Below are 25,669 nucleotides of genomic sequence, written 5' to 3' on the forward strand. Positions count from 1 at the left end.
AGCGACCCTCGCGAGGGCCGCTGTCACACCTGTGTGGTCAGCCTGTGCCCAGCCTGTGAGAAGGGGCCCGCGCCCTCGGCGGCCGGGTGTGAGAAGCGGCCCGCGTCCTCGGCGGCCGGGAGGTGCACCCCGAACACGGTCTGCCCGGGGGCACTTCGTACGGTCACCCGGCCGCCGTGCGCGGCGACGACGGCCTCCACGATGGCGAGCCCGAGGCCGGTGGACCCGGCGTTGCGGGAGCGGGAGGCGTCACCGCGGGCGAACCGCTCGAAGACGTGCGGCAGCAGCTCCGGCGGGATGCCGGGCCCGGTGTCCTCGATCTCGACGACGGCCCAGGGCCCGCGCTCCTGGACCCGGGCGGTGACGGTGGTGCCCGGCGGGGTGTGCGTACGGGCGTTGCCGAGCAGATTGACCAGGACCTGGTGCAGCCGGGCCCCGTCCCCGTGCACGGCGACGGGCTCCCCGGGCAGTTCGAGCAGCCACTTGTGGTCCTGCCCGGCGGCATGCGCGTCGCCCACCACGTCCACGACGAGGGAGGTGAGATCAGTGCTCTCGTACGAGAGCGGGCGTCCGGCGTCGAGGCGCGCGAGCAGCAGCAGATCCTCGACCAGGACGGTCATCCGCGCCGCCTCCGACTCGATCCGGCCAAGGGAGCGCCGGGTGTCGGGCCCGATGTCCTCGCGCCCGCGCCGGGTCAGCTCCGCGTACCCGCGGATGGAGGTGAGCGGAGTCCGCAGCTCATGGCTGGCGTCGGCGACGAACTGCCGCACCCGCGTCTCGCTCTCCTGCCGCGCGCTGAGCGCCTCGTGCACATGGTCGAGCATCCGGTTGAGCGCGGCGCCCACCTGCCCGACCTCGGTCCGGGGATCCGCCTCGGCCCCCGGCACCCGCTCGTACAGCGCGACTTCCCCGCTGTGCAGGGGCAGTTCGGACACCCGGGTGGCGGTCGAGGCGACCCGCCGCAGCGGGCGCAGTGCGACCCCGACGATGGCCGTCCCGGCGATACCGGCGGCGACGAGGCCGGCGGCGGTCACGCAGATGACCACGATGACGAGGGTGTTGACGGTGGAGTCGACACTGTCGGTGGGGTAGCCGAGGACGACCGTGCTGTCCTGGTTCCAAGAGGCCCGGTAGTCGCCGAGGCCGGGAATCGACACGGAGTGCACGGCGCCGTCCTTGGGCACGGCGGCCAGCGCCCGGGTCTGCTCGTCGGACAGCGAGGTGGAGCGGGGCTGGCTCATCCGCTCCGGCTGAACGGCCTGGAGACCCGCGGGCCGGCCGTCGGGCAGCGTGCCCGCGCCGATCGTGTGCGGCGGCTGCCCCGGCCGGGATACGAGGAACTCCAGGTGGTCGCCGCCGCTCATGGGGCTCAGGTTGAGACCGGGCCCCTCGTGCCCCATCCGCACGGACGTCCTCAGCTGGTCGTCCAGCTGCCGCTGGAGGTTCGCCCCCATGGCGAGCACCGTCACCGTGCCGATGACCGCGCCGACCACCGCGAGCAGCGTCACCGCCGACACGACCAGACGGGTACGGAGCGACCAGGGCCGCCGGAACCTGGCCATCGGAGCGCTTACTCCCCGGGCTTGATCAGATATCCCGCGCCGCGCCGGGTGTGGATCATCGGGGAGCGCCCGGCATCGATCTTCCGGCGCAGGTAGGAGATGTAGAGCTCGACCACATTGGCCTGCCCGCCGAAGTCGTACGACCACACCCGGTCGAGGATCTGCGCCTTGCTGAGCACCCGGCGGGGATTGCGCATGAGGAAGCGCAGGAGCTCGAACTCGGTCGCGGTGAGGTGGATGTTGACCCCGCCGCGCGCCACGTCGTGGCTGTCCTCGTCAAGGGTGAGGTCGCCGACGGCCAGCACGGATTCGCTCCGTACGGCCGCCGTGCCCGAGCGGCGGATCAGCCCGCGCAGCCGGGCCACGACCTCCTCCAGGCTGAACGGCTTGGTGACGTAGTCGTCGCCGCCCGCCGTGAGCCCGGCTATCCGGTCCTCCACGGAGTCCTTGGCGGTGAGGAAGAGCACCGGCACGTCCGGCAGTTCGCGCCGCAGCCGGCCGAGCACGGCGAGCCCGTCCATGTCGGGCAGCATGATGTCGAGGACCACGGCGTCCGGCCGGAAGCCCCGGGCGTCGCGCACCGCCCCGGCCCCGTCGCCGGCACTGCGCACGTCCCAGCCTTCGTAGCGCAGCGCCATGGAGAGCAGCTCGCTGAGCGGCGCCTCGTCGTCCACGACGAGCACTCGGACGGGACTCCCGTCCGGCCTGAGCATTTCGGTCCGCCCCTGGGGCGAGGAGGTAACGGTCATGGCCCCACCCTGTGAGCGGGCCCTGAGAACATCCTTGCCCGATCCTGTGATTTCCCTGAGAAAGTGTGTGGCGGGGTTCGGTGTGTACGGGGACTCAGGCGGTCGGGGCCGCGCGGGGCAGTCCGAAGAGGCGGGCGGCGTTGTCGTGGCAGACCGCCCGGAGCCAGTCGTCCCCGAGCCCGAGCCGCTCCAGGGCCTCCAGCTGGTGGAGGTACGGGTACGGAATGTTCGGGAAGTCCGTGCCGAGCAGGACGCGGTCGCCCAGATCGAGCAGCCTGCCCCGCTCGGCCGCGGGGAAGGGCGCGCCGCGCTCGCTGAAATCGGTGAAGGCCATGGTCGTGTCGAGCATGACCGAGCCGTACGTCTCGGCGAGGTCGAGGAAGTCGGCGTACTCCGGCATCCCCATGTGCGCGACGATCAGCCGCAGCCGGGGGTGCCGGGCGAGCACCCGCCCGACCGGCCCCGGCCCGGTGTACTTGCCGGGCGCGGGCCCCGACCCGCAGTGGATGACGACGGGCACCCCGGCCTCGGCGAGCATCCCCCAGACGGGTTCGAGCAGGGGGTCACCGGGGTCGTAACTCCCCACCTGTACATGGGACTTGAAGGCCCTGGCCCCGACGTCGAGGGCGTGCCGCACGTAGCGGCCGGCACCGGGCTCGGGGAAGAAGGTGGCGGTGTGGAGGCAGTCGGGCGTCCTGGCCGCGAAGTCGGCCGCCCACCCATTGAGCCACTCGGCCATGCGAGCCTTGTGCGGATAGAGCATCGAGGTGAACGCGAGCACCCCGAACTCCTCCCGGAGCAGCCGCACCCGCTCGGCCTCCTCCGCGCGGTAGGTGATGGGCCACTCGACCCCGCCCACCAGTGCCCCGGCGGAGTCGAAGTACTCCCACACCTTCTTCAGCACCCGCTCGGGCATGAAGTGCGTGTGTACGTCGATGCCGCCGGGCACCCCGAGCCGCCCCCAGAACGCCCGGACGGCGGCGCCGTCTCCCTTACCCCTGCCGGGCCCGGGTGCCCGGCAGCCGCCCGGGTCGGCCTCACGGGTCCCGGGAACAGCGGGGCTCTCACCGGGCCCGTGAACGGGGCCGCCCCCGTCAGCCATGGCGGTCCCGTCAGCCGCGTCGGCGCCGGGAACGGCGAGGCGGGCCCCGTCAGCCTCGCTGGCCCTGGGGCCGGCGGGGCCACCCCCACCGGCCCCGGAAGCAGCGGGGCCGCCCCCTTCACCCCCGCTCAAAGCTGTAACTCCGCTCGACCTTGGCCACGTGGACGCTGTAGCTCTCGTACCAATGGGCCCGGCCATGCTTCTGCGCCCGCTGGTGCTCCAGCCGGCCCCGCCATGCGGCGATGGCCTCCTCATCCCTGAAGTACCCGACGGTGATCCCGAGCCCGTCCGGAGTCCGCGCGCTCTCGTACCCGAGGTACCCCGGTATCTCCTTCACCAGCTCCCCCATCTCGACGGCGGTCTCGCCGTACCCGTTGTCGCCCTCGGTCCGCAGGGAGGTGAACACCACGGCGTAATAAGGCGGTTCGATCCCCGAAACCAGCCCGCGTACTTGATCGCTCATGCCCCCACCCTCGGCCGCACCCGTCGGCGCTGTCCAGATCCCTTGCCCGAAGGGATCCAAAAGGGATCCAAGTCTTGACGATGCCCACTGCGCGCCCGGGCCCCGCCGAGGAAGCAGCAGCGGTACGCACGGGCGCCGATGCCCCCTGCACACCCGGGATCGGCACGGGCGGGCGATGCGGGGCAGCCGACGCGGGACGGCCGACGCGGGACGGCCGATACGGGGCGGCCGACGCGGGACGGCCGATACGGGGCGGCCGACGCGGGCGACGCCGCCCCAGAACGTAGGTCCTGCGCGGAGCTCAGAACAACAAGTCCTGCACGTCACGCCGCGCCAGAACAACAGGTCTCGCACGCAGCCTCAGAACAACAGGTCCTGCACCCCGCCCTCCCTCGGGACCTCGCGCACGGGCACCGTGATGCCCCCGCCCGCCGCCTCGCCTACGGCGGTCAGATCCCACCCGCTCATGAGCCGCGTATCCAGAACGACAACTTCACCCTCGACCCCTCCCTCCAGATGCAGATCGGGCCCGGCGGCCGCGACCAGCCGACCGCCGACCACCCCGCCGTCCACCAGCTCCGTAATCACGCCGGAAGCCGGCGTGAGACCGGCGAGCCCGAACTCCCCGGCGTGGTCCACCACTTCGCAGGGCAGCCGCTCCAGGGACTCGGGCCAGTCGGCCAGCGCGACGGCCCGCGCATGCAGCCGGGCCACTTCCGCCGCCCGCTCGGCCACCCCGGGAAGGCAGGCCCGCACCGCCCGCTTCTCGGCGTACGGAATCCGGTCCGGCACGCCCAGGGCCGTCCTCAGCAACTCCTCGCTGCGCCGCGCCGCCATCAACGGCCCCCGCCCCAGCCAGCCGAACGCCACCGCCCCCTGTTCGAGCAGCCGGGCCGAACCCCGCTCCTCCGCGGTGATCCCGACCTTGACCATCCCCCTCCCGAACCAGGCGAGGTAGACGCGATAGGTCCGCGGATCATCGACGTAGGTATCGGCGGCGACGGAATGCGCCCGGTCCAGCCGCGCACACTCCCCGCACCGCGCCTGCGTACTCCGCCCCGGCACGGGCGCCGCGAGGGGGCAGGCATTCCCCCGCGCCCCCACACACCTCCGTTCCCCGACGACCCGGAACGCCACCCCCTGCCCATAGGCAAGCGGACTGACCCGCCCCTCCTCCCACACAAGCCGAGGCCCACCGGCTCCCCACCGAACCCCCACACACCGCCAGAACCCAGCCACCCCTCGACGGTACCGACCCCCACTGACAACGCCGCTCCCCCGGAAACACAAGAAGGCCCCCGGATCTCTCCGGGGGCCTTCTCTTCACTGTGCACTCGGCAGGATTCGAACCTGCAACCTTCTGATCCGTAGTCAGATGCTCTATCCGTTAAGCTACGAGTGCTTGTGCTTCTGGGGTTTTTTCTGCCCCGTCGGCGTTGCGAGAACAACATTACATGACCTGCGCCGTGACGCGAAATCCATTAGCTCCACCCACTCTGGCCTGCGGAAATGTCTCTGCGTGAGCAGCCGCGGGGTCGTTGGGCCGGGTTTGGGCGGGGCCGGGAACGGGCTGGAAACGGGCGAAGCCCCGGCCGTGGGGCCGGGGCTTCGGGTGTTGCTGGCGGAGGCGGAGGGATTTGAACCCTCGATGGGCTTTAAGACCCAAACCGCATTAGCAGTGCGGCGCCATAGACCGGACTAGGCGACGCCTCCAGCACACCGTCGCTCGCGCGAGTGGTGCGTGCAGATGATGACACAGCCTTGCGGGCCGTCACCAATCGAACCCCACGGTACTAGGCAGGCGGGCGCCAGGGCAAAGGTGTTCATGTGGCGGAGTGTGGCGCAACGCAGGACGTTGACGCGCGTTAGTCCCCGGGAGACCGAAGACCCGCCGAAACGCCTGGAGTACGCCACCATGCTGCGCCGCCTCGTCGTCACCGCCGCCGCCTCGCTCACCGCCCTCGCCGCCGCGCCCGTCGCCTCCGCCGGCCCCCTGCCGGTTCCGTTGCCGCTGCTGGGCGACGGGCACACCGAGGACCGGCTCACCGTCACCGTCAAGGACAACCCGGGCGCCGAAGGGATGTACACGCTGGAATGCCATCCGGCGGGCGGGAGCCATCCGCGGCGCCAGCAGGCCTGTGACCGGCTGGACTCGGTGACGACCTGGGGCAAAGATCCGTTCGCTCCGGTTCCGAAGGGCCAGATGTGCACGATGATCTACGGCGGCCCGGCCACCGCGCACATCACCGGCAGCTGGGCCGGACGGCCCGTCGATGCGACGTACAACCGTGCCAACGGGTGCGAGATGTCGCGCTGGGACAACCTGGTGCCGGTGCTGCCGAGGGCCAGGTAGGAGGCCTCGTACGGCCACCTCGCGTACTCCGTGGTCACACAACCTTGGTGAGAGCTCCCCCTCATCCGCCGTCGCTCGCACACCGCCAGCCTTTAGACTCCCTCCCAGTGACAGGCCGCAAGGTGCAGTGGTTCAGGGAGGAAGCGTCGTCGTGAGCAGCAGGCCATCCCGAGGCGCTGCTCGCCTCGCAGCCATACTTGACGCCCTTCCGGACGGGCTCCTGCTCGTCAACTGCAACGGTACGGTCGTCAACGCCAACACCGTCGCGCTGGAAATGCTGGAGGCGCCGGGTACCGGGCTGGTGGGGCGGGGAGTTCTCGATCTGCTGCCCACCTTCGACTCCAAGCTCATCCCCGGCTCCATGCGCCGGCCCGAGAGCGAGGACGAGCAGGGCCGCACCAAGCCGACCCGGATGATCGCGCGGCGCACCGACGGCACCGAGTTCCCGGTCGAGGTGACCAGCGCCAACCTGGAGGACGGGCGGGACGCGTACGCCTCGTACGGCAGCGGCGGCGGGCCCGGCTCGTACTCCGGTGACGAACTCCTCATGCTCGTCGTACGGGACCTCTCGGGCACCGTCGACACCGAGGCCGAACTCGCCCGTTCGCAGCGGCAGACCGAGATGATCCTTCGTGCGGCGGCCGAAGGCGTCGTCGGGACCGACACCGAAGGCCGGGTCGTACTGGTCAACCCGGCGGCCGCGCAGATCCTCGGCTACCGGGCCAGCGATCTCGGCGGGCAGGAACTGCATCCGCTGGTGCTGCACTCGCGCGAGGACGGCGAGTCGTTCCCGTACGAGGGGAGCCCGCTCGCCGACACCCTCAAGTCCGGGCGCAAGCACCGGGTGCGCGGGCAGGTCATCTGGACGAAGAGCGGCGCCAAGGTGCCCGTCGACCTGACCACCGCTCCGGTGCGCGACGGCGATCTGCTCGTCGGGGCCGTCATGACCTTCACCGACCGGCGCCCGTACGAGGAGCAGGCCGCCAAGCACGCCGAGGTCCTGGAGCGGGAGACCGCGCGCTACGACGCGCTCGCCGCCCGGCACCAGCAGCTGCTCTCGGTCCTCGCGGGTTCGCTGCGCGGGCCCCTCGACGAGCTGCGGCACGAACTCGCCGCCCTCGCCGCCGATGACGCGGGACAGCTGTGGCCCGAGGCCAACCAGGTGCTGCACCACCTCGCCGCCGGGTACTCCCGCATCACCACCCTGGTCGACAACGTCCTCGGCTACCAGCGGCTCGACGCGGGCAGCGAGGAGCTCAAGAAGGCCAAGGTGCTGGTTGGTTCGGTCGTCGGCGGCGCCGTCGACGGGGCCGTGGAGCTGATCGGGCCGGGGCGCGCCCAGTTCGCCGTGCACACCCCGCCCATCGAGGCCGAGGTCGACGCCGCCCGCTTGGCGACGGCGCTGGCCCACCTGATCGCCGACGTGGCCGGGGTCGACGCGACGGGCAAGGCGCCGGTCGCCGCCGGCGGCTACATGGACTCCACGGTGGTCGTCGCGGCCGCGGTGCGCGGCGAGGTCGTACGCATCGAGGTGCGCGGCCCCTACCCCGGCGGCGACCCCGTCCACGGGCCCATCGTGCGCGGCATCGTGCGGGCGCACGGCGGCGTCCTGCAGACCGTGGAAGTGCCGGGCATGAGCGGTTCGGCGTACGTCCTTGAGGTGCCGCTCGGCGCGGGGGCCGGGACGGTCGAGGCGGCCGAGCCGGCCCCGCAGCCCGATGAGGCGCTGCTGCCCGCGCAGCAGGAGGGCGGCGGGCGCCGGCGGGCCCGGCGGGCGTCCACGGACGCGTTCCTGGAGAGCCCGGTCACCGAGGAGAAGTCCCCGACCGGGCGACGCCGGGCACGCTCTGAGGCGACGGCCGGCGCGGGGGAGTCCACCGGTGGGCCGACTGCTGAACGCGGGCGGATCCCGGCTCAGCAGAACACTCAGATCGCGCAGAGTGTGCAGAACGTGCAGAACGTGCAGAACATTGAGGGTGGTGAGGGCCCGGAGAGCGGGGGCGGGCTCGGAGGCTCGGGCGCTACTGGGGCTGGGGCTCGCGCTGGTGCCGGTGGTGCGGCTGGGGCGGGTGGTGGTGCCGGGTCTGCGGCCGGTGGTGCGGCTGGGGCCGGTGGTGGCGTCGGGTCTGCGGCCGGTGGTGCGGCTGGGGCCGGTGGCGGGTCTGGGCCTGGGCGGCGTCGTGGCCGGCCCAGTCCGGCCGAGCAGCCCGTCGGACAGCTCGGGCAGGCCGCGGAGGGTTCCGTCGTCACCGGCGCCGAGAGCGCCCGCGAGTCGTCCGGCATGGGCCGGGCCGCGCTGGGCGAGACCGTACCGCCGCAAGGTGTGCCCACCGAGGCCACCGGCCGCCGCGCCCGGCGTGCGCTGCCCGCCCCCGCCGCGGCTGATGCCCCTGGGGCCGCTACCGAGAACGCGGCCGAGCCGACCGGACGCCGGGCCCGGCGTGCCCTGGGCGCCGCGCCGACCGGCGCCGCGAACGCCGCGGCCGGTGCCGCGAATGGCGCTGCGAATGGTGCTGCGAACAGCCAGGAGGGCTCGGTGCGGACGGCGTTCGCGCTGCCGCCCGCCGACGCCGACCGCGCACCGCACCCCGCGCCTCCGGCCCCGGCCCCGGCCCCGAGCGCAGCCGACGCCTCCGCGCCGGGCCACCACGACTCCGTACGCCATGCGGAGGCTGGGCGCATGGGTGCCGCGCCTATGGGTGCCGAGCACATGGGTGACGCGCACATGGGTGCGCGGCCTGCTGGTGTTCGACCCACGGGTGCTGGCCCTATGGGTGCTCAGCCCACAGGGGCCGGACCTATGACTGCCGGACCCATGGATGGTGACCCCACAGGTGCCAGGCCCGTGGGGGCCGGATCCATGGGCGGTAACCCCACAGGTGCTAGGCCCATGAGCGCTGGACCCACAGGTGCTGACCCCGTGGTCAGTGACCTCTCAGACGCCCGGACCACAGGTGCCGCCCCCACCGTCGGTGACCCCGCAGGCGCCGGCCTCATCGCGACCGCCCCGAGCCAGAACATCTCGACCCCGAACACTGCGCCCTCGAACACCCCGGGTCGGAGCAACCCCGCCCCCGGCGATCCGCTGGCCGATCACACCCCGCCCCAGCCGCACCCGGCCGAGCAGCCCGAGTGGGCCGCCCGCGCGGTCTCGGCCCCGGGCGCCCCCGGCCCCGTACCGCCCCAGAACCAAAACCAGAACCAGGTCCAGAACCAGCAGCAAGCCACTCCCCAGAACCAGGCCGTGCCCATGCCCGCGCCCGCGCGGTCCGGGTCGGCCGCCGCCGCCAAGCCCGCTCGGCAGCCGCTTCCCGCCGAGACTCCGCCCGAGGGGATCCCGGCCGTCGGCGGGGACACCCAGGGCCGGGCGTTCAGTGTGCGCACGCTCGGGCAGGGTGCGCCGTTCGGCCAGACGCAGGCCCCGGCCCCGGCGGGCTCGCTCGGTTCCGGGCGGCGGCGCAAGCTCGGCACGCCCACGCCTCCCGAGGGCGTCGAGCGGCCCGCCGAACCGGCCGCCCGGCCGCACCCCGTGCTCCCCTCGCCCCCCTCGGAGGGCCAGGGCCGCGCGTACGCCATCGGGGCGCCGGACGAGGGTGCCGAGGGGCCCGAGCCGCTCGACGGGCCCGGCGGCGCGGTCGAGGTGGCCAACCGGCCGCAGCCGCAGCCCGTTGACGACGAGCTGCCTCCGGAGCCGCTCGACAACCCGCGCCGGCTGCTCGTGTGGCCCGCGCCGGACGTCTCCACCCAGCAGGCGCTGAGCGAGCGCGGCTACCGGCCGGTCGTCGTGCACTCCCGCGAGGAGGTCGACGCGCAGATCGCCGCCTTCCCCGCCGCGCTCTTCGTGGACCCGCTGACCGGTCCGATCACCCGTACCGCACTCCAGTCGCTGCGCCAGGCGGCGGTCGCGGCCGAGGTTCCGGTGCTGGTCACGGCCGGTCTCGGGCAGGCGACGCGGGAGGCGGCGTACGGCGCCGACCCGGCCGTACTGCTCAAGGCGCTCGCGCCGCGTGACAGCGAGCAGCACCCGCCCCGCGTGCTGCTGATCGAGGAGCACGAGGAGATCGCGCTCGCGCTGACCGCGACCCTGGAGCGGCGCGGCATGCAGGTCGCCCGCGCCGCCACCGACTCCGAAGCGGTCACCCTGGCCACCCAGATGCGGCCGAACCTGGTCGTGATGGACCTGATGCAGGTACGCCGCCGACGCGCCGGAATCGTTGACTGGCTGCGCGCCAACGGGCAGTTGAACCACACCCCGCTGGTCGTCTACACCTCGGCCGGCATCAACCAGGCGGAGCTCCCCCAGCTGTCGTCCGGCGAGACCGTCCTGTTCCTGGCCGAACGGTCCACCAGCGGCGAGGTCCAGGGCCGCATCGTGGACCTTCTGGCGAAGATCGGCACCAACTAGCCGATCAGGGAACTTGCTTGACCACCTACTCGTTACTAGTAGGCGGGTCCTCGCAGCCCCTTGAGCCGGCCCGGTGCGAGCTGACCCGCCATGGAGACCTGGTTCGCCAGGCCCGCTGGGGCGCTACAGCCTGCTCGCCTCCCGAACGGTGTGGAGGTGGACCAGGACGTCGTAGGCCCTGCCGATGGCTATCTCGGGCGTCTTGTCGTTCGGGTACTGCGTGCCGACGTTGTAGGCCGGGCGCGGGACGTCCAGCCAACTGCGGGCGGCGGCAGGGGCCTTGCGCAGGTCGGCGTAGTAGTCGCGGTACCGGACCTGGTCGAGCGTGCACTCGTTCGTGCCGGGACCGGCCGGGCCGACAGTGAACGTCTTCCAATCACCGCCGAGCGCCTGATCCTTGGAGAGGAAGGAGCCCCGGTCGAAGGTGGTGCCGATGGCGAGGTAGTCCGCGCCCAGGGTGTCGCGGAGGAACGAGCCCTGGGTCTTCGGGTACGTCGTGGGATCGGAGGCCAGGTAGCCGACGTGGTCGTCGTGGGCCGACAGCAGCGTCCTGCCGCCGGTGCGCCGATGCCACCATGCCGTGGTCTCGGCCATCACCTGGTCGCGGTAGCGCTCCATGACGGTCAACGACTTCTGGTCTGCGAGATCGACGCTCAGGAAGGTGTAGGTCTGGGCGATGTTGCGGGCGTTCTGCAGAACGAACTCGACGTCCTGGCCACTCCTGGATCCCTGACGTTGCACAAGTTCCAGTACCTGCTGAGCCTTGGCCGCATTCTGCTGCCGCTCCGCGAGCGGCCGGTCCAGGTAGGCGATGGCGTCGTTCAGCGGGCGCAGGCTGGTGAGCAGCTCGTTCAGGCGTGGCAGGGACTCCGGACGGGTCCGCCGGACGTAGTCGGTGACGCTGTCGAAGACCCGCGCGTCGATGCTGGGTGCGCCGATGTCGTCGCCCACGAAGTGGACCGGGCGGTCGGGGTGTTGGCGGTTGTGGTCGCGCATCCACCGGACGAGGGTCACGAACTCCTCGCGGTCCCAGGGAGATCCGGCCATCGCCTCGTGCACGACCTGCCGCGCATCGCGGTCACCGTCGCCGCGCACGTCGCCGCGCTGGACGTAGTCGTCTATCCGCAGACCCGCCGACCAGCTCACCTCCAGGGCGAAGGTGGTGAATCCCTTCTGCTCGACGAGGTAGCGGAAGACCCGGTCCTTCAGGGCGAAGAACTCGTGCGAGCCATGCGTGGCCTCGCCCACGCCGACCACCTTGGCATCGCCGACCATCACCCCCAGGGCGCGCAGATCGGCCGTGCCGGTGCCCGGCCCCGTCGACCGCAGCGGATGGGCGATCCCGTCCAGCGCGCGGACAGGGCCCGACGCGACGGCCGACGAGGGCGCCGTCGGTGACGCGTCCGCGGCCGCCGCGGACGCTGCCAGTGACGCGGACCCGGCCGCCGCAGGGCCCGCCGGTGATGCGTACCCGGGCGCCGCCGGTGATGCGTACGCAGCCGCCGCGGGGGCCAGCGTCGCGGCCAGAGCAACAGCCACCGCCGCGAGCCGCTTCGCGTTGCCGATCATGTGTGATCACTCCTCAACGCGCTTGGTGTCAAGCGCTGTTGAGAAGATCGTCACGCGCGCGGCGGCCCGGGCGCACTGGGGCCGTCCCGACACCTTCCCGGGGGATAACCCCAATGCCCCGGGTCTCGGGGGTCAGGCGCCCTGGGCCCTGTAGGGGGCCGGTTGGGCGGTGTCCTGACCAGGGCGCCGGGGCGGCCGGCTAGCGCAGTTCCGTCACGTCCAGCTCGCCGTCCGCGTACTGCTTGCGGATGACCTTCTTGTCGAACTTGCCGACGCTGGTCTTCGGCACCGCCTCGATCAGCGCCCAGCGCTCCGGGAGCTGCCACTTGGCGACCTTCCCGGCGAGGAAGGCCTTCAGCTCGGCGTAGTCGGCGGTGGCGCCCGCCTTCAACACGACGGTGGCGAGCGGGCGTTCGCCCCATTTGTCGTCGGGGACGGCGACCACCGCCGCCTCGGCGACCTGGGGGTGCGCCATCAGCGCGTTCTCCAGCTCCTGGCTGGAGATCCACTCACCGCCGGACTTGATGACGTCCTTCGCGCGGTCGGTCAGGGTGAGGTAGCCGTCCGCGCCGATGACGCCCACATCGCCCGTTTTCAGCCAGCCGTCGGCGCTGAACTTGTCGGCCGGACGGAAGTCCTCGCCGCCCGCGCCGCCGTAGTACGCGCCCGCGATCCAGGGGCCCCGCACTTCGAGCTCGCCCGCCGACTCCCCGTCCCAGGGCAGGAATTCACCGCCAGGACCGGCGAGCCGCGCCTCGACTCCGGCGGGGAAGCGGCCCTGGGTGATGCGGTACGGCCACTCCTCGTCGGCGCTGAGGCCGGCGGGCGGGTTGGACATGGTGCCGAGCGGCGAGGTCTCCGTCATGCCCCAGGCGTGACAGAGCCGTACACCGATCTTGTCGTACGCCTCCATCAGCGAGGGCGGGCAGGCCGCGCCGCCGATCGTGACGTTCCGCATGGAGGTGAGGTCGCGGGGGCGGGCGGTGACCTCGGCGAGCAGGCCCTGCCAGATGGTGGGGACGGCTGCCGCGTGCGTCGGCTTCTCGCGCTCGATCATGTCGGCGAGCGGCGCGGGCTGCAGGAAGCGGTCGGGCATGAGCATGCTCACCCCGGCCATGAAGGTGGCGTGCGGCAGACCCCAGGCGTTCACATGGAACTGCGGCACCACGACCAGCGTCGTGTCCCGGTCTGTGAGCCCCATCGACTCGGCCATGTTGACCTGCATGGAGTGCAGGTAGATCGAACGGTGCGAGTAGACGACGCCCTTGGGGTCGCCGGTGGTGCCGGAGGTGTAGCACATGGCGGCTGCGCTGCGCTCGTCCAGCTGCGGCCAGTCGTACGTCGTCGGCCGCCCGGCCAGCAGCTCCTCGTACTCGTGGACCTGCGGGCCCGCGCCGTCGATGTCTTCGAGCAGCGCACGGTCGCCGGGCCCGGACACCACGAGGTGCTCAAGGGTCGGCAGATGCGGGAGCAGCGGGGCGAGCAGCGGCAGCAGCGAACCGTTGACGATGACCACGCGGTCGGCGGCGTGGTTGACGATCCAGATCAACTGCTCGGCGGGAAGCCGCAGGTTGAGGGTGTGCAGCACGGCGCCCATGGACGGGATCGCCAGGTACGCCTCGACGTGCTCCGCGTTGTTCCACATCAGGGTCCCGGCCGCCTGGCCGTCCTCGACGCCGAGCTCGCGCAGCGCGTGGGCCAGCTGAGCGGCCCGGGCGCCGATCTCGGCGAAGCTGCGGCGGTGCGGTTCGACCTCGCCGGTCCAGGTGGTGACCTGGGACTTGCCGTGGATCGTCGACCCGTGGGTCAGGATCCGCGAGATCAGCAGCGGTACGTCCTGCATGGTGCTCAGCACGGCGTCCTCCCGGTGAGCGCTGCGGTGCGCTCTGTGGTGATAGGGGTGGCGATAGGGGTGAGCCGATTCTGCGCACATACCGCGCGGTATGTCACTACCCGGGAGTAGTTTCAGCCGAGGTTCCGCGAAGTTACCTGCGGATACTCAGCCGCGGTTACCTGCGGATACTCAAGCGCGCCCCCTTTTCGTCGTCCTTTCTCGCCTCTTCCCCGTCCCGGTCGTCACCGTACGTCGCCATGCGTCACCGGATGGGCTCCAGCTCCGGGTCCTCGCGGAGCTTGCCGAGCGCGCGCGACACCGCGCTCTTGACGGTGCCCACCGACACCCCGAGCACCTCGGCGGTCTGCGCCTCGCTGAGGTCCTCGTAGTAGCGCAGGACGACCATCGCCCGCTGGCGGTCGGGCAGCTTCATGACCGCCCGCCACATCGCGTCGTGCAGGACCTGCTGGTCGGCCGGGTCCGGCCCCGGCACGACCTCCGGCTCGGGCAGCTCGTCACAGGCGAACTCGTCGACCTTGCGCTTGCGCCACTGCGAGGTGCGGGTGTTGAGCAGCGCGCGGCGCACATAGCCGTCGAGCGCCCGGTGGTCCTCGATCCGGTCCCAGGCGACGTACGTCTTGGTGAGCGCCGTCTGCAACAGGTCCTCGGCATCGCTCGGGTTCGCGGTCAGCGAGCGCGCGGTGCGCAGCAGCACGGGGCCCCTGGCGCGGACGTACGACGAGAACGACGAGTACGCGTGGTAGGGCGTCGCCGCTCGGGAGGCGCTGGTGCAGACGGGCGTTGTCATGACTCCACGCTATGAGCGGTCGGACCCCGGGGGATCGGCCCCAGGTCCCGAAGCCGTGTCCGCCTCAGGTTGTAGGGGTGGGGCTGACTGCACCTCCTGAAGGTGGAGGACGCATCCCCGCCCCTCGGGGTTCAGCCACCGGGACAAGGGCCCGCCCGCTGGGACGAGAGCCCGCCCGCTGGGGCGAACAGCGCACCCGGACCGGTCCCGCCCGGAGCCACCGCCAGGGGCCGCCCTGGTCCGGGCCGAGCGCCGCACCCGGCCCGGACCCCGTTCCCACCGAGGACCCCGAGACCCAGAGGCTTCAGAGACCCAGAGGCTCAGAGGACTCAGCCGATGCGGGCGACCGGGGCGTCCACGTCGTTGCGGTCGACGACCAGGCGCTGGCCGCCGTGCGACTCGGCGGCGTCGCCCGCGTACTGGTGGATGCGCCGGTGCCGCCAGGCGTCCTTGCGCAGGGACTGCTCCTGGTACAGCGCGGGGCTGCTGTGCCAGCGCGCGAACCAGATCACCTCCGGCAGATCGCCCACCCCCGCCAGCCTGGCCCGCTCCATGTGCCGCACGCCCGAATCCGCGCTGCTGTAGAACCCCGGCGTATATCCGCGCCCGCGCACCTCCCGGTTCCAGGCGCGCACGAAGTCGAGCGTGGTGCGGGCGCACGACGCGTTGCCCGCGTTGTACGCCTCCAGGTCGAGGTAGAGCGGACTGCCCGCCAGGATGCCGAGCGCCCTGGCCTGCTGCACGGCCTGGGCCCCCTCGGACTCACCCTGCTTCGCGGGCCGACCGCCGATCCTGACTCCCTTCTTGTTCTGGGCGTAGACACACGGGGACTGCGAGCCGACGAACACGGGCAGCACCTGCCAGCCCATCCGGTGCACCTCGGTCACCCAGCTCTTGCTGAGGTTCCGCTGGGGCTGGCAGCTGCGGCCGCGCCCGGCGTAGTAGATGCCGACGGCCCGGTAGGACGAACTCCGCCAGGCCCGCATCGCGGCCAGCGAGGGCGCCTTGCAGGTGTCGAAGGCGGCACCCCGGAAGGGTGCGGCGGCCATCGCCTCCTGCTCCTCCTCCCCGTCGTCCGCGGCGGCGGAGGGGGCGAGCAGGGTGACGAGGGCGAGCAGGCCGGCGGCAGAAGAGGCGAGGGTCAGCTTGAGACGGCGCATGGGCCGAGTGAACGTGCCCCCATCCGAACCGGCCACCGCTCGGCCCGCCACCTCAGCCGTCCGAGCAGAGGATCAGCCGTCCGCGCCAGTACCCCACCCCCGAACGGGCAGCCCGCCGGGACCAATCCGCCTCGAAGCAGCGCGCGCTGACGGCATCTCAGCTGTCCCGCCCCAGCACCAGTCCCGAGGTCGGGACGCCCGTGCCCGCCGTGACCAGGACGTGGGCCGCGTCGGGTATCTGGTTCACCGAGCTGCCCCGGAGCTGGCGGACCGCCTCAGCTATGCCGTTCATGCCGTGCAGATACGCCTCCCCCAGCTGACCCCCGTGTGTATTGAGCGGCAGCGCCTCCGCCGCCACGAAGTCGGCCGCCTCACCCGGTGTGCAGAAACCGAACTCCTCCAACTGCATCAGCACGAATGGCGTGAAATGGTCGTACAGGATCCCCACATCGATCTCGGCGGGTGTGAGCCCCGAAGTCCGCCAGAGCTGTCGCGCGACCACACCCATCTCGGGCAGTCCGGTCAGCCCGTCCCGGTAGAAACTGGTCATCCCCTCCTGTCGGCGCCCGGCCCCCTGCGCGGCCGCGGTGATCACGGCGGGTCGCTGCCGCAGATCCCTGGCCCGCTCTGCCGTGGTGACGACGATCGCCTGCCCGCCGTCGGTCTCCTGGCAGCAGTCCAGGAGCCGCAGCGGCTCGACGATCCACCGCGATGCCGCATGGTCGGCCAGGGTGATCGGCTTGCCGTAGAAGTACGCCGCCGGATTGTTCGCGGCATGGCGGCGGTCAGTGACGGCGACATGGCCGAACGCGTCGGGCGTCAGGTTGTACGTGTGCAGATAACGCTGAGCTGCCATGGCGACCCAGGACGCGGGTGTGAGCAGCCCGAACGGAAGCGACCAGCCGAGCGCCGCACCCTCCGCCGACGGCTCCCGGTGCCGCACCCCGGACCCGAACCGCCGCCCCGAGCGCTCGTTGAACGCCCGGTAGCAGACCACCACTTCGGCCACCCCGGTGGCGACCGCGAGCGCCGCCTGCTGCACCGTCGCGCAGGCCGCGCCGCCCCCGTAGTGGATGCGCGAGAAGAACGACAGCTCGCCGATGCCCACCGCCTGCGCCACGGTGATCTCCGGGCTGGTGTCCATGGTGAACGTGACCATGCCGTCGACATCGGCGGGCACGAGCCCCGCGTCGTCGAGCGCCGCGCGCACCGCCTCGACCGCCAGCTTCAGCTCGCTGCGCCCCGAGTCCTTGGAGAACTCGGTCGCCCCGATCCCCACGATGGCCGCCTTCCCCCCGAGCGAGTCGACCCCGCGCACGCTCATGACTTGGCTCCCGGGAGCGCGGAGGTGTTGGGTGTGCTGGAGGTACTGGGGGGTCCGGAGGGACTGGAGGGTCCGGGGGTACTGGGCGGTTCGGGTACGGCCACGCGTACGGTGCCCGTGACGTGGTGGCCGAGCCCATTGGCCCCGGTCACCCGAACCTCGGCGACTTCTCCGTCCACGGCCGTCACCATGCCGGTCAACGTCATGGTGTCCCCCGGGTAGTTGGGCGCGCCGAGCCGTATCTTCACCGAACGCAGCCGGGCCGCGGGCCCGAAGTGGTCGGTGATGTACCGCCCGACCAGGCCGTTGGTGGTCAGGATGTTCATGAAGATGTCCGGGGCCCCCTTTCCCCGGGCAAGCACCGCGTCATGGTGCACGTCCTGGTAGTCGCGGGAGGCCACCGCCCCGGCCACGATCAGCGTGCGGGTGACCGGGATCTCCAGCGCCGGCAACTCGTCTCCGACCTTCACGCCCCCACCCCCTCCCCCATCTCCGCGCCCTTGTTCTCCGCTGCCGTCCTGTCCGATGCTTCCGTGTCCGCTTCCTTCTCCGAGCCCGCCTCCGCGTCTTTCCCCGCGTTCTCCTCCGCGTTCTCCTCCGCCGCCTTCTCCGCTTCCTTCTCCGCCACGATCAACTCGCCCAGTTCCGCGAGGAGTTCGCTCCCGCATCCCAGGTACGCGTCGAGTTGGCGCCCCCACAGGAAGTGCCGGTGGACGGGGTGTTCGAGGTCCGCGCCGAGGCCGCCGTGCAGGTGCTGGCCCGCGTGTACGACGCGGGTGCCCGCCTCGGATGCCCACCAGGCCGCCGTCAGGGCATGCGTCCCGTACCGCAGCCCCTCGTCCCGCCGCCAGGCCGCCTCGTACGAGGTGACCCGTATCGCCTCGGCGTCCATGTACGCATCGGCGGCCCGCAGCAGCACGCCCTGGTTGGTGGAGAGCGGGCGTCCGAACTGCTCGCGGGTCGTGGTGTGCTGGACCGCCCGGGCCAGCGAGCCCGCGCACACCCCCGCCTGCAGCCCGGCGAACGCGGTACGGGCGGTGGCCAGCACATCCCCGTACGCGTCCGGCCCGCCCACCCGCTCGGCCGGTGTCCCGCTGAGCGTGAGCCGCCCAGCCGACCAGGGTGCGGTCGTCTCCACCGGCTCGGCCCGCGCATCGGCGGTGCGCACCAGCCACAACCCGTGCCCCGCGTCCGGGACCAGGACATGGGTGGCGTCCCGCAACCACGGAACGAGCGGGACGAGGCCGGTCAACTCGCCTTCGGCCGTGGCCCGTACGCCCCCTCGTGCCGCGGGGAACGCGCCGGCCGCCACCGCCATGCCGTCGCGCAGCGCGGGCAGCAGCCGTTCACGCTGTTGGGCCGTGCCGTGTGCGGTGATCGCGAGGATCCCGTAGACACAGCTCGCTGCGAACGGGACCTGGGCCGTGGTCCTGCCCTGCTCCTCCAGGGCGAGCACCAAGCCGAGGAGGCCGACCTCCTCGACGGCGGCGGGCAGACCTGCCCCGCACAGCGCCTTCCACAGCTCGGCATCCGTCCCCGTACCGGCCGCGGCGAGCCGCTCGTGCGTCGACAGGTCGCCCAAGATCTGCCGGGCGAGCTCGCCGACGGCGGACTGCTCCTCAGTGGGCGTGAAGTCCATCAGGCTGCCTCCGCCCGGAACACAGGGAGCTCCAACTCATCGTCCACACGCAGGAATTCGAGCCGGACCGGCATTCCGATCCGTACCTTGTCCGCCGCCACCCCGACCACATTGCTGATCATCCGCACACCTTCCGCCAGCTCGATCAGCCCCACCGCATAGGGCGGGTCGAAGGCAGGGAAGGGCGGGTGGTGCATCACGACGTACGAGAAGACGGTCCCGCTGCCGCTCGCCTCGACGGCGCCCCACCGCGCCGACCCGCAGGCGTGGCAGCCCGGCAGCCAGGGAAACCGCAGCTCGGCGCAGTCGTCGCAGCGCTGGATGAGCAGCCGGTGCTCGGCGACGCCGGCCCAGAATCCGGCGTTGTCCCGGTTGACGACGGGCCGTGGGCGCAGGGCCTCGGGAGGCGCCTGTCCCTTCCCTTCCGCCGCCTTCCGCGACGCACTCGGTTCTCCCGAATTCCGTTGCGCGGGTGCGTACTTGAGAATTCGGAAGCGGTGCGTGCCCGCCAGGTGCCCGTCGGCCCGGACGTCCATCCTGGTGGTGATGAAGTGCCCGGTCCCCAGCTTGGTGGTCTTGCGCTCGGACACGGCCTCGATCACCGCGTCGTACGTGATCCGGTCGCCCGGCCGCAGATCGCGGACGTACTCCTGCTCGCAGTCCGTCGCCACCACCGAGGTGTATCCGGCGCCGTCGAGCAGTTCGAACAGCTCGTCGTAGCCGGAGGTGCGGCCCGAGCCGTCGCCGTGCCCGGAGAGGCCGCCCATCGTCCACGCCTGGAGCATGGTCGGCGGCGCTATGGCATCCGGCCCGGCGTACACGGGATTGGTGTCGCCCATCGCCTCGCACCAGTGCCTGATCATCGGCTCGTTGACGAGGTCCTTGCCGACCCCGGCACTCGCCGCCGGCTGCCCCTCGAACTTCTTCAACCGGCCAAGGAAATCCGCCTCGTTCACCCCGCTCACCTCTTCCCCCGCTTCATCCCGAGCCGCATCGTCGCGACGATCTCCCGCTGCACCTCGCTCACCCCGCCCCCGAACGTGTTGATCTGCGCCGCCCTGTTCATCCGCTCCAGCTCTCCGTCCCCGAAAGCGCCGGGCGAACCACCCCGTACCAGGCCCGCGTCCCCCACGATTTCCTGACACATTCGATACGTTTCGACCGCGGACTCCGTTCCCGCGAACTTCACGCCGCTGGCGTCTCCGGGCGCCAGCTTCCCGGCCCCCACATCGCCCACCAAACGCCAGCTGAGCAGGCGATTCACCGCCAGCCTGGCATGCGTCTCGGCCAGCTTGGCTTTCACCCAATGGTGGTCAACACGGCGCTCGCCGGTCACCGGATCGGGCGTACAGGCGCGGGTGAGCGCGGCCTCGTAGAAATCCTCGGCCTGCATGCCGATCGCGGCGAGCGCGACCCGCTCGTGGTTGAGCTGGTTGGTGATCAGCCCCCAGCCCGCGTTCTCCTCGCCGACCAGGTTCCCGGCGGGCACCCGGATGCCGTCGTAGTACGTCGCCGTGGTGGTCAGGCCGCCGACCGTCTCGATCGGCGTCCAGGAGAACCCGGGCGCGTCGGTCGGCACCAGGATGATCGAAATCCCTTTGTGCTTGGGGGCGTTGGGGTCGGTGCGGCAGGCGAGCCAGATCCAGTCGGCGTTCTGGGCGTTGGAGGTGAAGACCTTCTGCCCGTGGATCAACCAGGCTTCGCCGTCCCCTGCGCCCCCTTCATCGCGTACGGCCTTGGTGCGGAGCGAGGCGAGGTCGGTGCCGGCCTCGGGTTCGCTGTAGCCGATGGCGAACACGAGGTCGCCGCTGAGGATCCTGGGCAGGAAGTACGCCTTCTGCTCGGCGGTCCCGTACTTCATCAGGGTCGGGCCGACCGTGTTCAGGGTGACCATCGAGACCGGGGCGCCCGCCCGGTAGGCCTCGTCGAAGAACACGAACTGCTCGTCGGGACCCCGCCCCCGACCGCCGTACTCGACGGGCCAGCCGAGCCCGAGCAGCCCGTCGGCGCCGATGCGGCGCAGCAGCGCCCGCTGCTCGGCCGCACTGGCGGCAAGTGGCGGGCCGTCCGGCATCAACCGGGCGAAGTAGGTGCGGAGTTCCGCGCGAAGACGCTGCTGGCGCTCGGTCGGGGCGAGGTGCACGACGGGGGCCTTCCGTGCGTACGGACGGGCTGGCAGAGGGGCGGGGGAGACGAGCGGGAAGATCTGCGACCGCCGGGGAAGGATGGCCGCGCGCTGGTTTCTGACTGTCCGTCAGGTGCGGTCTCCCTGTCAATGCCCGAGCAGTCCGGGAGCGCGCGGCCGCGCCGCCCCGGCGGCTCCTTCGGGTCCGGCGGGCATGCGGACGGCCCGGCCGGTAGTGCCGAAGCACCGCCGACCGGGCCGCCGATCACCCCTCGGACCGGACCCCGCAACAGGGGCGGAGGCTCACCAGAGGCGGGAGAAGTTCACGGCGACGTTCCCGTTGCCCTGGTTGATCGACGTAAAGGCGGAACCGTTCACCTGGGCGGTGTTGCTCTGGTTGGTGGCGCCGGCGCCGACGGCCTGTTGCTGTGTGGTGGACGAATTGCCCCGGTTGTTGTGGCCGACCCCGCTACCGCTGACGGTGGCGACCGCCGCGTTCGATCCGTGGCCCGCGATCGCGCCGTTGTCGGCAGCGGCCACACCCGAGAAGAGAGCGGCGGCGAGAGGCAGCGCGGCAACGGCGGCGAGGACGCGGGCGGTACGGATGCTTGCCATGTCAATTCCTCCAGGAACCAGATGTACGGGCTTGTACGGGCTTGTACGAGTAATTCGGCTCGGGTCAAGCCGTAAGTACGGCCTGTTCCAAGGCAGTTGGCCGACCGCCTCGGACGCTGTGACGACGTCGCGAGATCAGAATTGCCCACCGAATCCCCGGCGAACGCGGCAAGAGGGAACCTTTCGCCCGCAAGCGTGAGGACTTGTCGATAAACCCTCAATGCGCACCCAAATCCCGTCCGGGGGACCGAGTTTGGCGCCGGAGCCGCTCCCCTCGAAGGGGAGAACCGTTTCACCACACATTCGGCCAATCTTTGCGGTTCGCGGGCGGGTGGTGGGCGGGTTGCCCTGCGGACGGCGGAGGGATGGCGAGGAGGTGGCCGGGGGCGGCCCTCCAGCCGGGGGGCCCGCTTGACGCGAGCCCGCCCCATCCCCGAAGGGTCCGGTCCCGTCCCTGCCCACCCCTGAAAGGGATTCCCTTTCTCGAACATTCGTACGAACATGGAGGCATGGCCACCATCGACCGGCAGACCGCCACCCTGGCCCTCGCCCACGCGCTGTCCGCCGCCGAGCGCGGGCTGCCCGTCATCCCGCTGTCCCGCAGCAAGCTCCCCGCGCTCCCCTCGCCGCACCGCGCGGACCCCCGGCCCCTGCCCTGCCGGGGCGAGTGCGGTCTCCCCGGGCACGGGGTGCACGACGCCACCACCGACCCGGCCGCGGTGCGCGCGCTGTTCGCGGCCGCACCCTGGGCCACCGGTTACGGCATCGCCTGCGGCCGGCCCCCGCACCACCTCATCGGCATCGACCTGGACACCAAGCCACCGGCGGCCGATGCCACCGCCGCGCTCCAACACCTGGCGCTGGGCCACCTGTTCACCATCCCGGAGACGGTGGTCGTGATCACGCCCAGCGGGGGCCGCCACATCTGGCTGACCGGGCCGCCCGACGCGGTCGTGCCGAACTCGGCGAGCCGCCTCGCCCCCGGCATCGACATCCGGGGCGCCGGCGGCTATCTGGTCGGGCCCGGTTCGCTGAGCAGCCAGGGGGTCTACCGGCTCGCGCCCGGCACCGCCCACCTGGGCCCGGCCCCCTGCCCCCGCGCACTCCTCGGCCTCCTCACGCCCCCCGCGCGCCCACACCACCCCCAGCAGTACGACGGCCGCCAGGGCCAGGGCCTGGTCCAGTTCGTCCAGGCCGCCCACCAGGGCCAGCGCAACACCCGGCTGTTCTGGGCGGCCTGCCGCGCGTACGAGAACGGCATCGGCGAGGAGCTGGCCGACGCGCTGACCACGGCCGCGATCCGGACCGGGCTCACCGAACGCGAGGCCCGCGCGACGATCGCCTCCGCGGCCCGGATGACCGCGGCTCGCTGAGGGCTTACGGAGGCGGGACGGTGCGGCGTACGGAAGCGGGCGGGTGGGGGTCGTGACCCCGCCCCGGGTTACGTTCGGGCACCCCAGGCGCGGCGGATTGAGCTTGCTCCCTACATGTATTTCTGGCCACAAATAGCGCCTTAGGATGAGCGCGTTGGATTGGCATGCGCATGAGCGCATGGGGTGAAAGCGGGACCGAGTGGACCGTACGGAAGAAGTGCGATCTGCCGCGCCGGCCGTGGAACTGGCCGTCGAGCTGCGCTCTTTGAAGCAGGGGTCCGGACTGAGCTTCGCCAGGCTCAGCCAGCACACCCACTACGCCAAGTCGTCGTGGGAACGATGGGTGAACGGCAAACAGTTCCCGCCACGTACGGCCGTCGAGAGCATCGCCGCGCTGTGCGGCAGCGACCCGGGCCCGCTGCTCGAACTCTGGGAGCGGGCGAACGGGGAACGTGCGGCGGCGAATGAGCCGGGGGCGTCGGCTACCGCCGCGGCGGAGGGTGTCGCGGCCCCGTCGGCCCTGTCGGACCCGTCCGGGCCGTCCGGGCCGTCCGCACCGGTGGCCTCGTCTGCACCGGCAGCCCCGTCGGCCCCTGGGGACGCGACTCAGGCGACGGACATCGCGGATGCGCCAGCTGAGGCGGCTGTTCCCGATACCGCGAACGCGGCGGATGTTCCGGATGGGGCAGATGTCATCGACACCGGACGTGTCCCGGACGGATCGGGGACGGACGGAGCGGACGCAGCGGGCAGGGACGAAGCGGACACTGACGTGGACGTGGACGTTCCGGCCCGCGCACAGCGCACTCGGCGGCGGCGCATCCTGTGGGGCGCCGCGCTGGCCTCGCTGGTTGTCGCGGCGGCGGCCGGAATCGCCTTCTCCTCCGGCCTGTTCGGCCACGCGAAGGCCGCTGCCCAGCCGCAGCCGTCGCTGGTCGCGGGGCCGCCCGCGGGCTGTACCGGCACGCAGTGCGAGGGCAAGGACCCGAAGAAGATGAACTGCGGCGCCGACGCGGTCACGGTCCGCACCGGTTCCATCCCCAAGGACCTCGTGATCGAGCTGCGCTACAGCCGGGCCTGCGCGGCGGCGTGGGGCCGCATCTCGTTCGCCGAGATCGGCGCCACCGTGGTCGTCAACAACTCGGACGGTGCCGCGTCGGCCAACGTCGTGCACTACGACCGCGACGTCTACACGCCACTGATCGCGGCACCCAAATCCGGCGCCGTCTGGGTGTGCGCGTCCCTGCCCAAGGGCGGCGTGGAGAACTGCACGGGCCGCTTCATCCCCGACAAGGAGCACTGAGCCGGGCCTCGTACACCCGGGCCGGTACACCGTCCTGCCGGTACGCCGTCCCGGCAGGACGCAGCGAAGGCTCCCCCCGCGGAGCCTCCGGTGCGCCTGCCGGTTTCGGACACGTCCTGATCAGCTGGGAGCACGACCCCACCAACTCGCCGGGACGGGAAGTCCGTCCCCGTAAAGGGAACTCTGGCATCCCCCGCGCCATTGGGTATTGGACAAAATCGTGGTGCGGCGGCGGGGCGCGCTCGCCTTTGCGGTGCGCGAGCGTTCAAACCTGACGCGGCCAAGAACGACGGGGAGCAAGGATCGCTCCGCGGCCGAGAACGGGAAGCGGACGTCGCTCACCCCGCCAGCCATACGCTGGTGTCGGCTTTGGCGGCCAGGAAGCGGCCCGGGGTGACACCGGTCAGCGCGGTGAACTCCCGGCTCAGATGCGATTGGTCGTAGAAACCGCACGCGATCGCGGTATCGACCGGCTTGACTCCCGTCGTCAGCAGCCAGATCGCCCGGCGCAGCCGCAGGATCCGGGCGGCCCGCTTGGGCGTGAGCCCGATCTCGCGCCGGAACAGCGTCTCCAGGTGGCCCACCGACCAGCCGCTCCGGGCGGCGAGTTCCTGGACGGAGAGCGTCCCCGAGCTGCGGACGAGCAGTTCCCAGGCGCCGCGCGCGCTGCCCTCCGGCCGCCGGGCGGGGTCCGCGTCGGCGGCCCACCGGAGCAGGGTGCGGTCGAGCAGTTCGAACCGCTCGGGCCAGCCGGGCGCGGTCGCCAACACCTCGCGGAGGCCTTCGACGCGCTTGCCGAGCACATCGCCCGGGTCGGTCACGATGTCCGCGAGCTCTCCCAGCGGGGTCCCGAACATCCGGTGCGCGGCCCAGGGCGCCAGCGTGACCTCGATCCCGTGCAGCCTCCCGGCATGCCCCAGCACCCTGGCCCGGGTGTGCAGCCCGGACACCAGTGAGGTGTGCACGACGGGTTTTCCGGGGTGCCGCCCGGCCTGGCCGACGCGTATCTCGTCCCCGAACCCGATGAGCAGCGACACCCGCCCGCTCGGCACGACCAGCCGCTCCTGCGGCCGCTCACCGGTCAGCCGGAACCCGCGATAGGCGCCGACCCCGGGCCGCAGCCGGACATCCGGCAGCGCGTAGAACCTGCCCCCGCCGCCACCCCCGCAACTCCCGGCCCGGCCCGCTCGCCCTCTCACCCACAGCTCCTCGCCCCGGGACCACCCCGGACAAGACCCACTGTCGATCCACCCTCGCCAAAGGACCAGCCTTCCCCGCATCCCAG

General features: G+C 71.9%; 20 protein-coding genes and 2 tRNA genes. 4 read left to right on the plus strand and 18 right to left on the minus strand.

The window, feature by feature from the left end; all coding sequences use genetic code 11:
* Positions 1 to 23: 23 nt before the first annotated feature.
* From ACIBK6_RS04305 to ACIBK6_RS04335, 7 genes are all read right to left on the minus strand, one after another.
* Positions 24 to 1,562, minus strand: coding sequence for a sensor histidine kinase (locus ACIBK6_RS04305; RefSeq protein ID WP_399048655.1), 1,539 nt, complete (start codon positions 1,560 to 1,562; stop codon positions 24 to 26).
* Positions 1,563 to 1,570: 8 nt separating this feature from the next.
* The gene (locus ACIBK6_RS04310) at positions 1,571 to 2,311 is read right to left on the minus strand and encodes a response regulator transcription factor (RefSeq protein WP_399048657.1); all 741 of its coding nucleotides are present in this window, start codon (positions 2,309 to 2,311) and stop codon (positions 1,571 to 1,573) included.
* A gap of 94 nt (positions 2,312 to 2,405) precedes the next feature.
* On the minus strand, positions 2,406 to 3,413 hold the full coding sequence (locus tag ACIBK6_RS04315; RefSeq protein WP_399048659.1) for an amidohydrolase family protein: 1,008 nt from the start codon (positions 3,411 to 3,413) through the stop codon (positions 2,406 to 2,408).
* 118 nt (positions 3,414 to 3,531) lie between these two features.
* On the minus strand, positions 3,532 to 3,876 hold the full coding sequence (locus ACIBK6_RS04320) for an antibiotic biosynthesis monooxygenase family protein (protein WP_399048661.1): 345 nt from the start codon (positions 3,874 to 3,876) through the stop codon (positions 3,532 to 3,534).
* A gap of 360 nt (positions 3,877 to 4,236) precedes the next feature.
* Positions 4,237 to 5,115, minus strand: coding sequence for a DUF2797 domain-containing protein (locus ACIBK6_RS04325; protein WP_399048663.1), 879 nt, complete (start codon positions 5,113 to 5,115; stop codon positions 4,237 to 4,239).
* A 90-nt stretch (positions 5,116 to 5,205) separates the two neighbouring features.
* A tRNA-Arg gene (locus tag ACIBK6_RS04330) sits at positions 5,206 to 5,278 on the minus strand.
* A gap of 217 nt (positions 5,279 to 5,495) precedes the next feature.
* Positions 5,496 to 5,589 (minus strand) — tRNA-Ser (locus ACIBK6_RS04335).
* A gap of 202 nt (positions 5,590 to 5,791) precedes the next feature.
* Between ACIBK6_RS04335 and ACIBK6_RS04340 the strand changes: the two genes are divergently transcribed.
* Both ACIBK6_RS04340 and ACIBK6_RS04345 read left to right on the plus strand, forming a co-directional pair.
* Positions 5,792 to 6,229: an SSI family serine proteinase inhibitor gene (locus ACIBK6_RS04340; protein WP_399048665.1), complete on the plus strand. Its 438-nt coding sequence runs from the start codon at positions 5,792 to 5,794 to the stop codon at positions 6,227 to 6,229.
* 151 nt (positions 6,230 to 6,380) lie between these two features.
* Positions 6,381 to 10,634 carry a PAS domain-containing protein gene (locus ACIBK6_RS04345; RefSeq protein ID WP_399048667.1) on the plus strand — a complete coding sequence of 1,418 codons (4,254 nt, stop codon included), beginning with the start codon at positions 6,381 to 6,383 and terminating at the stop codon, positions 10,632 to 10,634.
* Between the two features lie 123 nt (positions 10,635 to 10,757).
* Here the strand turns inward: ACIBK6_RS04345 and ACIBK6_RS04350 are convergent, their stop codons facing one another.
* The 10 genes from ACIBK6_RS04350 to ACIBK6_RS04395 all read right to left on the minus strand — a co-directional run bounded on the left by ACIBK6_RS04350 (position 10,758) and on the right by ACIBK6_RS04395 (position 21,708).
* Positions 10,758 to 12,203, minus strand: coding sequence for an erythromycin esterase family protein (locus ACIBK6_RS04350; protein WP_399048669.1), 1,446 nt, complete (start codon positions 12,201 to 12,203; stop codon positions 10,758 to 10,760).
* Positions 12,204 to 12,402: 199 nt separating this feature from the next.
* Positions 12,403 to 14,058, minus strand: coding sequence for a long-chain fatty acid--CoA ligase (locus tag ACIBK6_RS04355; protein ID WP_399048671.1), 1,656 nt, complete (start codon positions 14,056 to 14,058; stop codon positions 12,403 to 12,405).
* Between the two features lie 241 nt (positions 14,059 to 14,299).
* On the minus strand, positions 14,300 to 14,845 hold the full coding sequence (locus ACIBK6_RS04360; RefSeq protein WP_399048674.1) for a SigE family RNA polymerase sigma factor: 546 nt from the start codon (positions 14,843 to 14,845) through the stop codon (positions 14,300 to 14,302).
* Positions 14,846 to 15,174: 329 nt separating this feature from the next.
* Entirely contained in the window at positions 15,175 to 16,005 is an 831-nt protein-coding gene (locus ACIBK6_RS04365; RefSeq protein WP_399048676.1) for a DUF1906 domain-containing protein, read from the minus strand.
* Between the two features lie 157 nt (positions 16,006 to 16,162).
* Positions 16,163 to 17,329: a lipid-transfer protein gene (locus ACIBK6_RS04370; RefSeq protein WP_399048678.1), complete on the minus strand. Its 1,167-nt coding sequence runs from the start codon at positions 17,327 to 17,329 to the stop codon at positions 16,163 to 16,165.
* Positions 17,326 to 17,799, minus strand: a complete 474-nt coding sequence (locus ACIBK6_RS04375) for a MaoC family dehydratase (RefSeq protein ID WP_399048680.1) — start codon at positions 17,797 to 17,799, stop codon at positions 17,326 to 17,328. The genes ACIBK6_RS04370 and ACIBK6_RS04375 overlap by 4 nt, the downstream gene beginning before the upstream one ends.
* Complete coding sequence (locus ACIBK6_RS04380; RefSeq protein ID WP_399048682.1) at positions 17,796 to 18,968, minus strand: acyl-CoA dehydrogenase family protein; 1,173 nt, start codon at positions 18,966 to 18,968, stop codon at positions 17,796 to 17,798. Before ACIBK6_RS04380 ends, ACIBK6_RS04375 begins: the two co-directional genes overlap by 4 nt.
* Positions 18,968 to 19,933 carry a bifunctional MaoC family dehydratase N-terminal/OB-fold nucleic acid binding domain-containing protein gene (locus tag ACIBK6_RS04385; protein ID WP_399048684.1) on the minus strand — a complete coding sequence of 322 codons (966 nt, stop codon included), beginning with the start codon at positions 19,931 to 19,933 and terminating at the stop codon, positions 18,968 to 18,970. The genes ACIBK6_RS04380 and ACIBK6_RS04385 overlap by 1 nt, the downstream gene beginning before the upstream one ends.
* Positions 19,930 to 21,111, minus strand: coding sequence for an acyl-CoA dehydrogenase family protein (locus tag ACIBK6_RS04390; protein ID WP_399048686.1), 1,182 nt, complete (start codon positions 21,109 to 21,111; stop codon positions 19,930 to 19,932). Before ACIBK6_RS04390 ends, ACIBK6_RS04385 begins: the two co-directional genes overlap by 4 nt.
* 285 nt (positions 21,112 to 21,396) lie before the next feature.
* The gene (locus ACIBK6_RS04395; protein ID WP_399048688.1) at positions 21,397 to 21,708 is read right to left on the minus strand and encodes a hypothetical protein; all 312 of its coding nucleotides are present in this window, start codon (positions 21,706 to 21,708) and stop codon (positions 21,397 to 21,399) included.
* A 509-nt stretch (positions 21,709 to 22,217) separates the two neighbouring features.
* Between ACIBK6_RS04395 and ACIBK6_RS04400 the strand changes: the two genes are divergently transcribed.
* The gene (locus tag ACIBK6_RS04400) at positions 22,218 to 23,081 is read left to right on the plus strand and encodes a bifunctional DNA primase/polymerase (RefSeq protein ID WP_399048690.1); all 864 of its coding nucleotides are present in this window, start codon (positions 22,218 to 22,220) and stop codon (positions 23,079 to 23,081) included.
* A gap of 217 nt (positions 23,082 to 23,298) precedes the next feature.
* Positions 23,299 to 24,384, plus strand: a complete 1,086-nt coding sequence (locus tag ACIBK6_RS04405) for a DUF2690 domain-containing protein (RefSeq protein ID WP_399048693.1) — start codon at positions 23,299 to 23,301, stop codon at positions 24,382 to 24,384.
* Between the two features lie 338 nt (positions 24,385 to 24,722).
* Here the strand turns inward: ACIBK6_RS04405 and ACIBK6_RS04410 are convergent, their stop codons facing one another.
* On the minus strand, positions 24,723 to 25,583 hold the full coding sequence (locus ACIBK6_RS04410) for a helix-turn-helix domain-containing protein (RefSeq protein ID WP_399048694.1): 861 nt from the start codon (positions 25,581 to 25,583) through the stop codon (positions 24,723 to 24,725).
* Between the last annotated feature and the right edge of the window lie 86 nt (positions 25,584 to 25,669).

This window comes from Streptomyces sp. NPDC050485, assembly GCF_044458185.1.
Taxonomy (GTDB): Bacteria; Actinomycetota; Actinomycetes; order Streptomycetales; family Streptomycetaceae; genus Streptomyces.

Excerpts from the sequence above, each read along its gene's own strand:
- ACIBK6_RS04350 (WP_399048669.1), bottom strand. The coding sequence starts at position 12,203 with ATGATCGGCAACGCGAAGCGGCTCGCGGCGGTGGCTGTTGCTCTGGCC.
- ACIBK6_RS04320 (WP_399048661.1), bottom strand. The coding sequence starts at position 3,876 with ATGAGCGATCAAGTACGCGGGCTGGTTTCGGGGATCGAACCGCCTTAT.
- ACIBK6_RS04310 (WP_399048657.1), bottom strand. The coding sequence starts at position 2,311 with ATGACCGTTACCTCCTCGCCCCAGGGGCGGACCGAAATGCTCAGGCCG.
- ACIBK6_RS04400 (WP_399048690.1), top strand. The coding sequence starts at position 22,218 with ATGGCCACCATCGACCGGCAGACCGCCACCCTGGCCCTCGCCCACGCG.
- ACIBK6_RS04340 (WP_399048665.1), top strand. The coding sequence starts at position 5,792 with ATGCTGCGCCGCCTCGTCGTCACCGCCGCCGCCTCGCTCACCGCCCTC.
- ACIBK6_RS04360 (WP_399048674.1), bottom strand. The coding sequence starts at position 14,845 with ATGACAACGCCCGTCTGCACCAGCGCCTCCCGAGCGGCGACGCCCTAC.
- ACIBK6_RS04395 (WP_399048688.1), bottom strand. The coding sequence starts at position 21,708 with ATGGCAAGCATCCGTACCGCCCGCGTCCTCGCCGCCGTTGCCGCGCTG.
- ACIBK6_RS04380 (WP_399048682.1), bottom strand. The coding sequence starts at position 18,968 with ATGGACTTCACGCCCACTGAGGAGCAGTCCGCCGTCGGCGAGCTCGCC.
- ACIBK6_RS04315 (WP_399048659.1), bottom strand. The coding sequence starts at position 3,413 with ATGGCTGACGGGGGCGGCCCCGTTCACGGGCCCGGTGAGAGCCCCGCT.
- ACIBK6_RS04305 (WP_399048655.1), bottom strand. The coding sequence starts at position 1,562 with ATGGCCAGGTTCCGGCGGCCCTGGTCGCTCCGTACCCGTCTGGTCGTG.
- ACIBK6_RS04370 (WP_399048678.1), bottom strand. The coding sequence starts at position 17,329 with ATGAGCGTGCGCGGGGTCGACTCGCTCGGGGGGAAGGCGGCCATCGTG.
- ACIBK6_RS04365 (WP_399048676.1), bottom strand. The coding sequence starts at position 16,005 with ATGCGCCGTCTCAAGCTGACCCTCGCCTCTTCTGCCGCCGGCCTGCTC.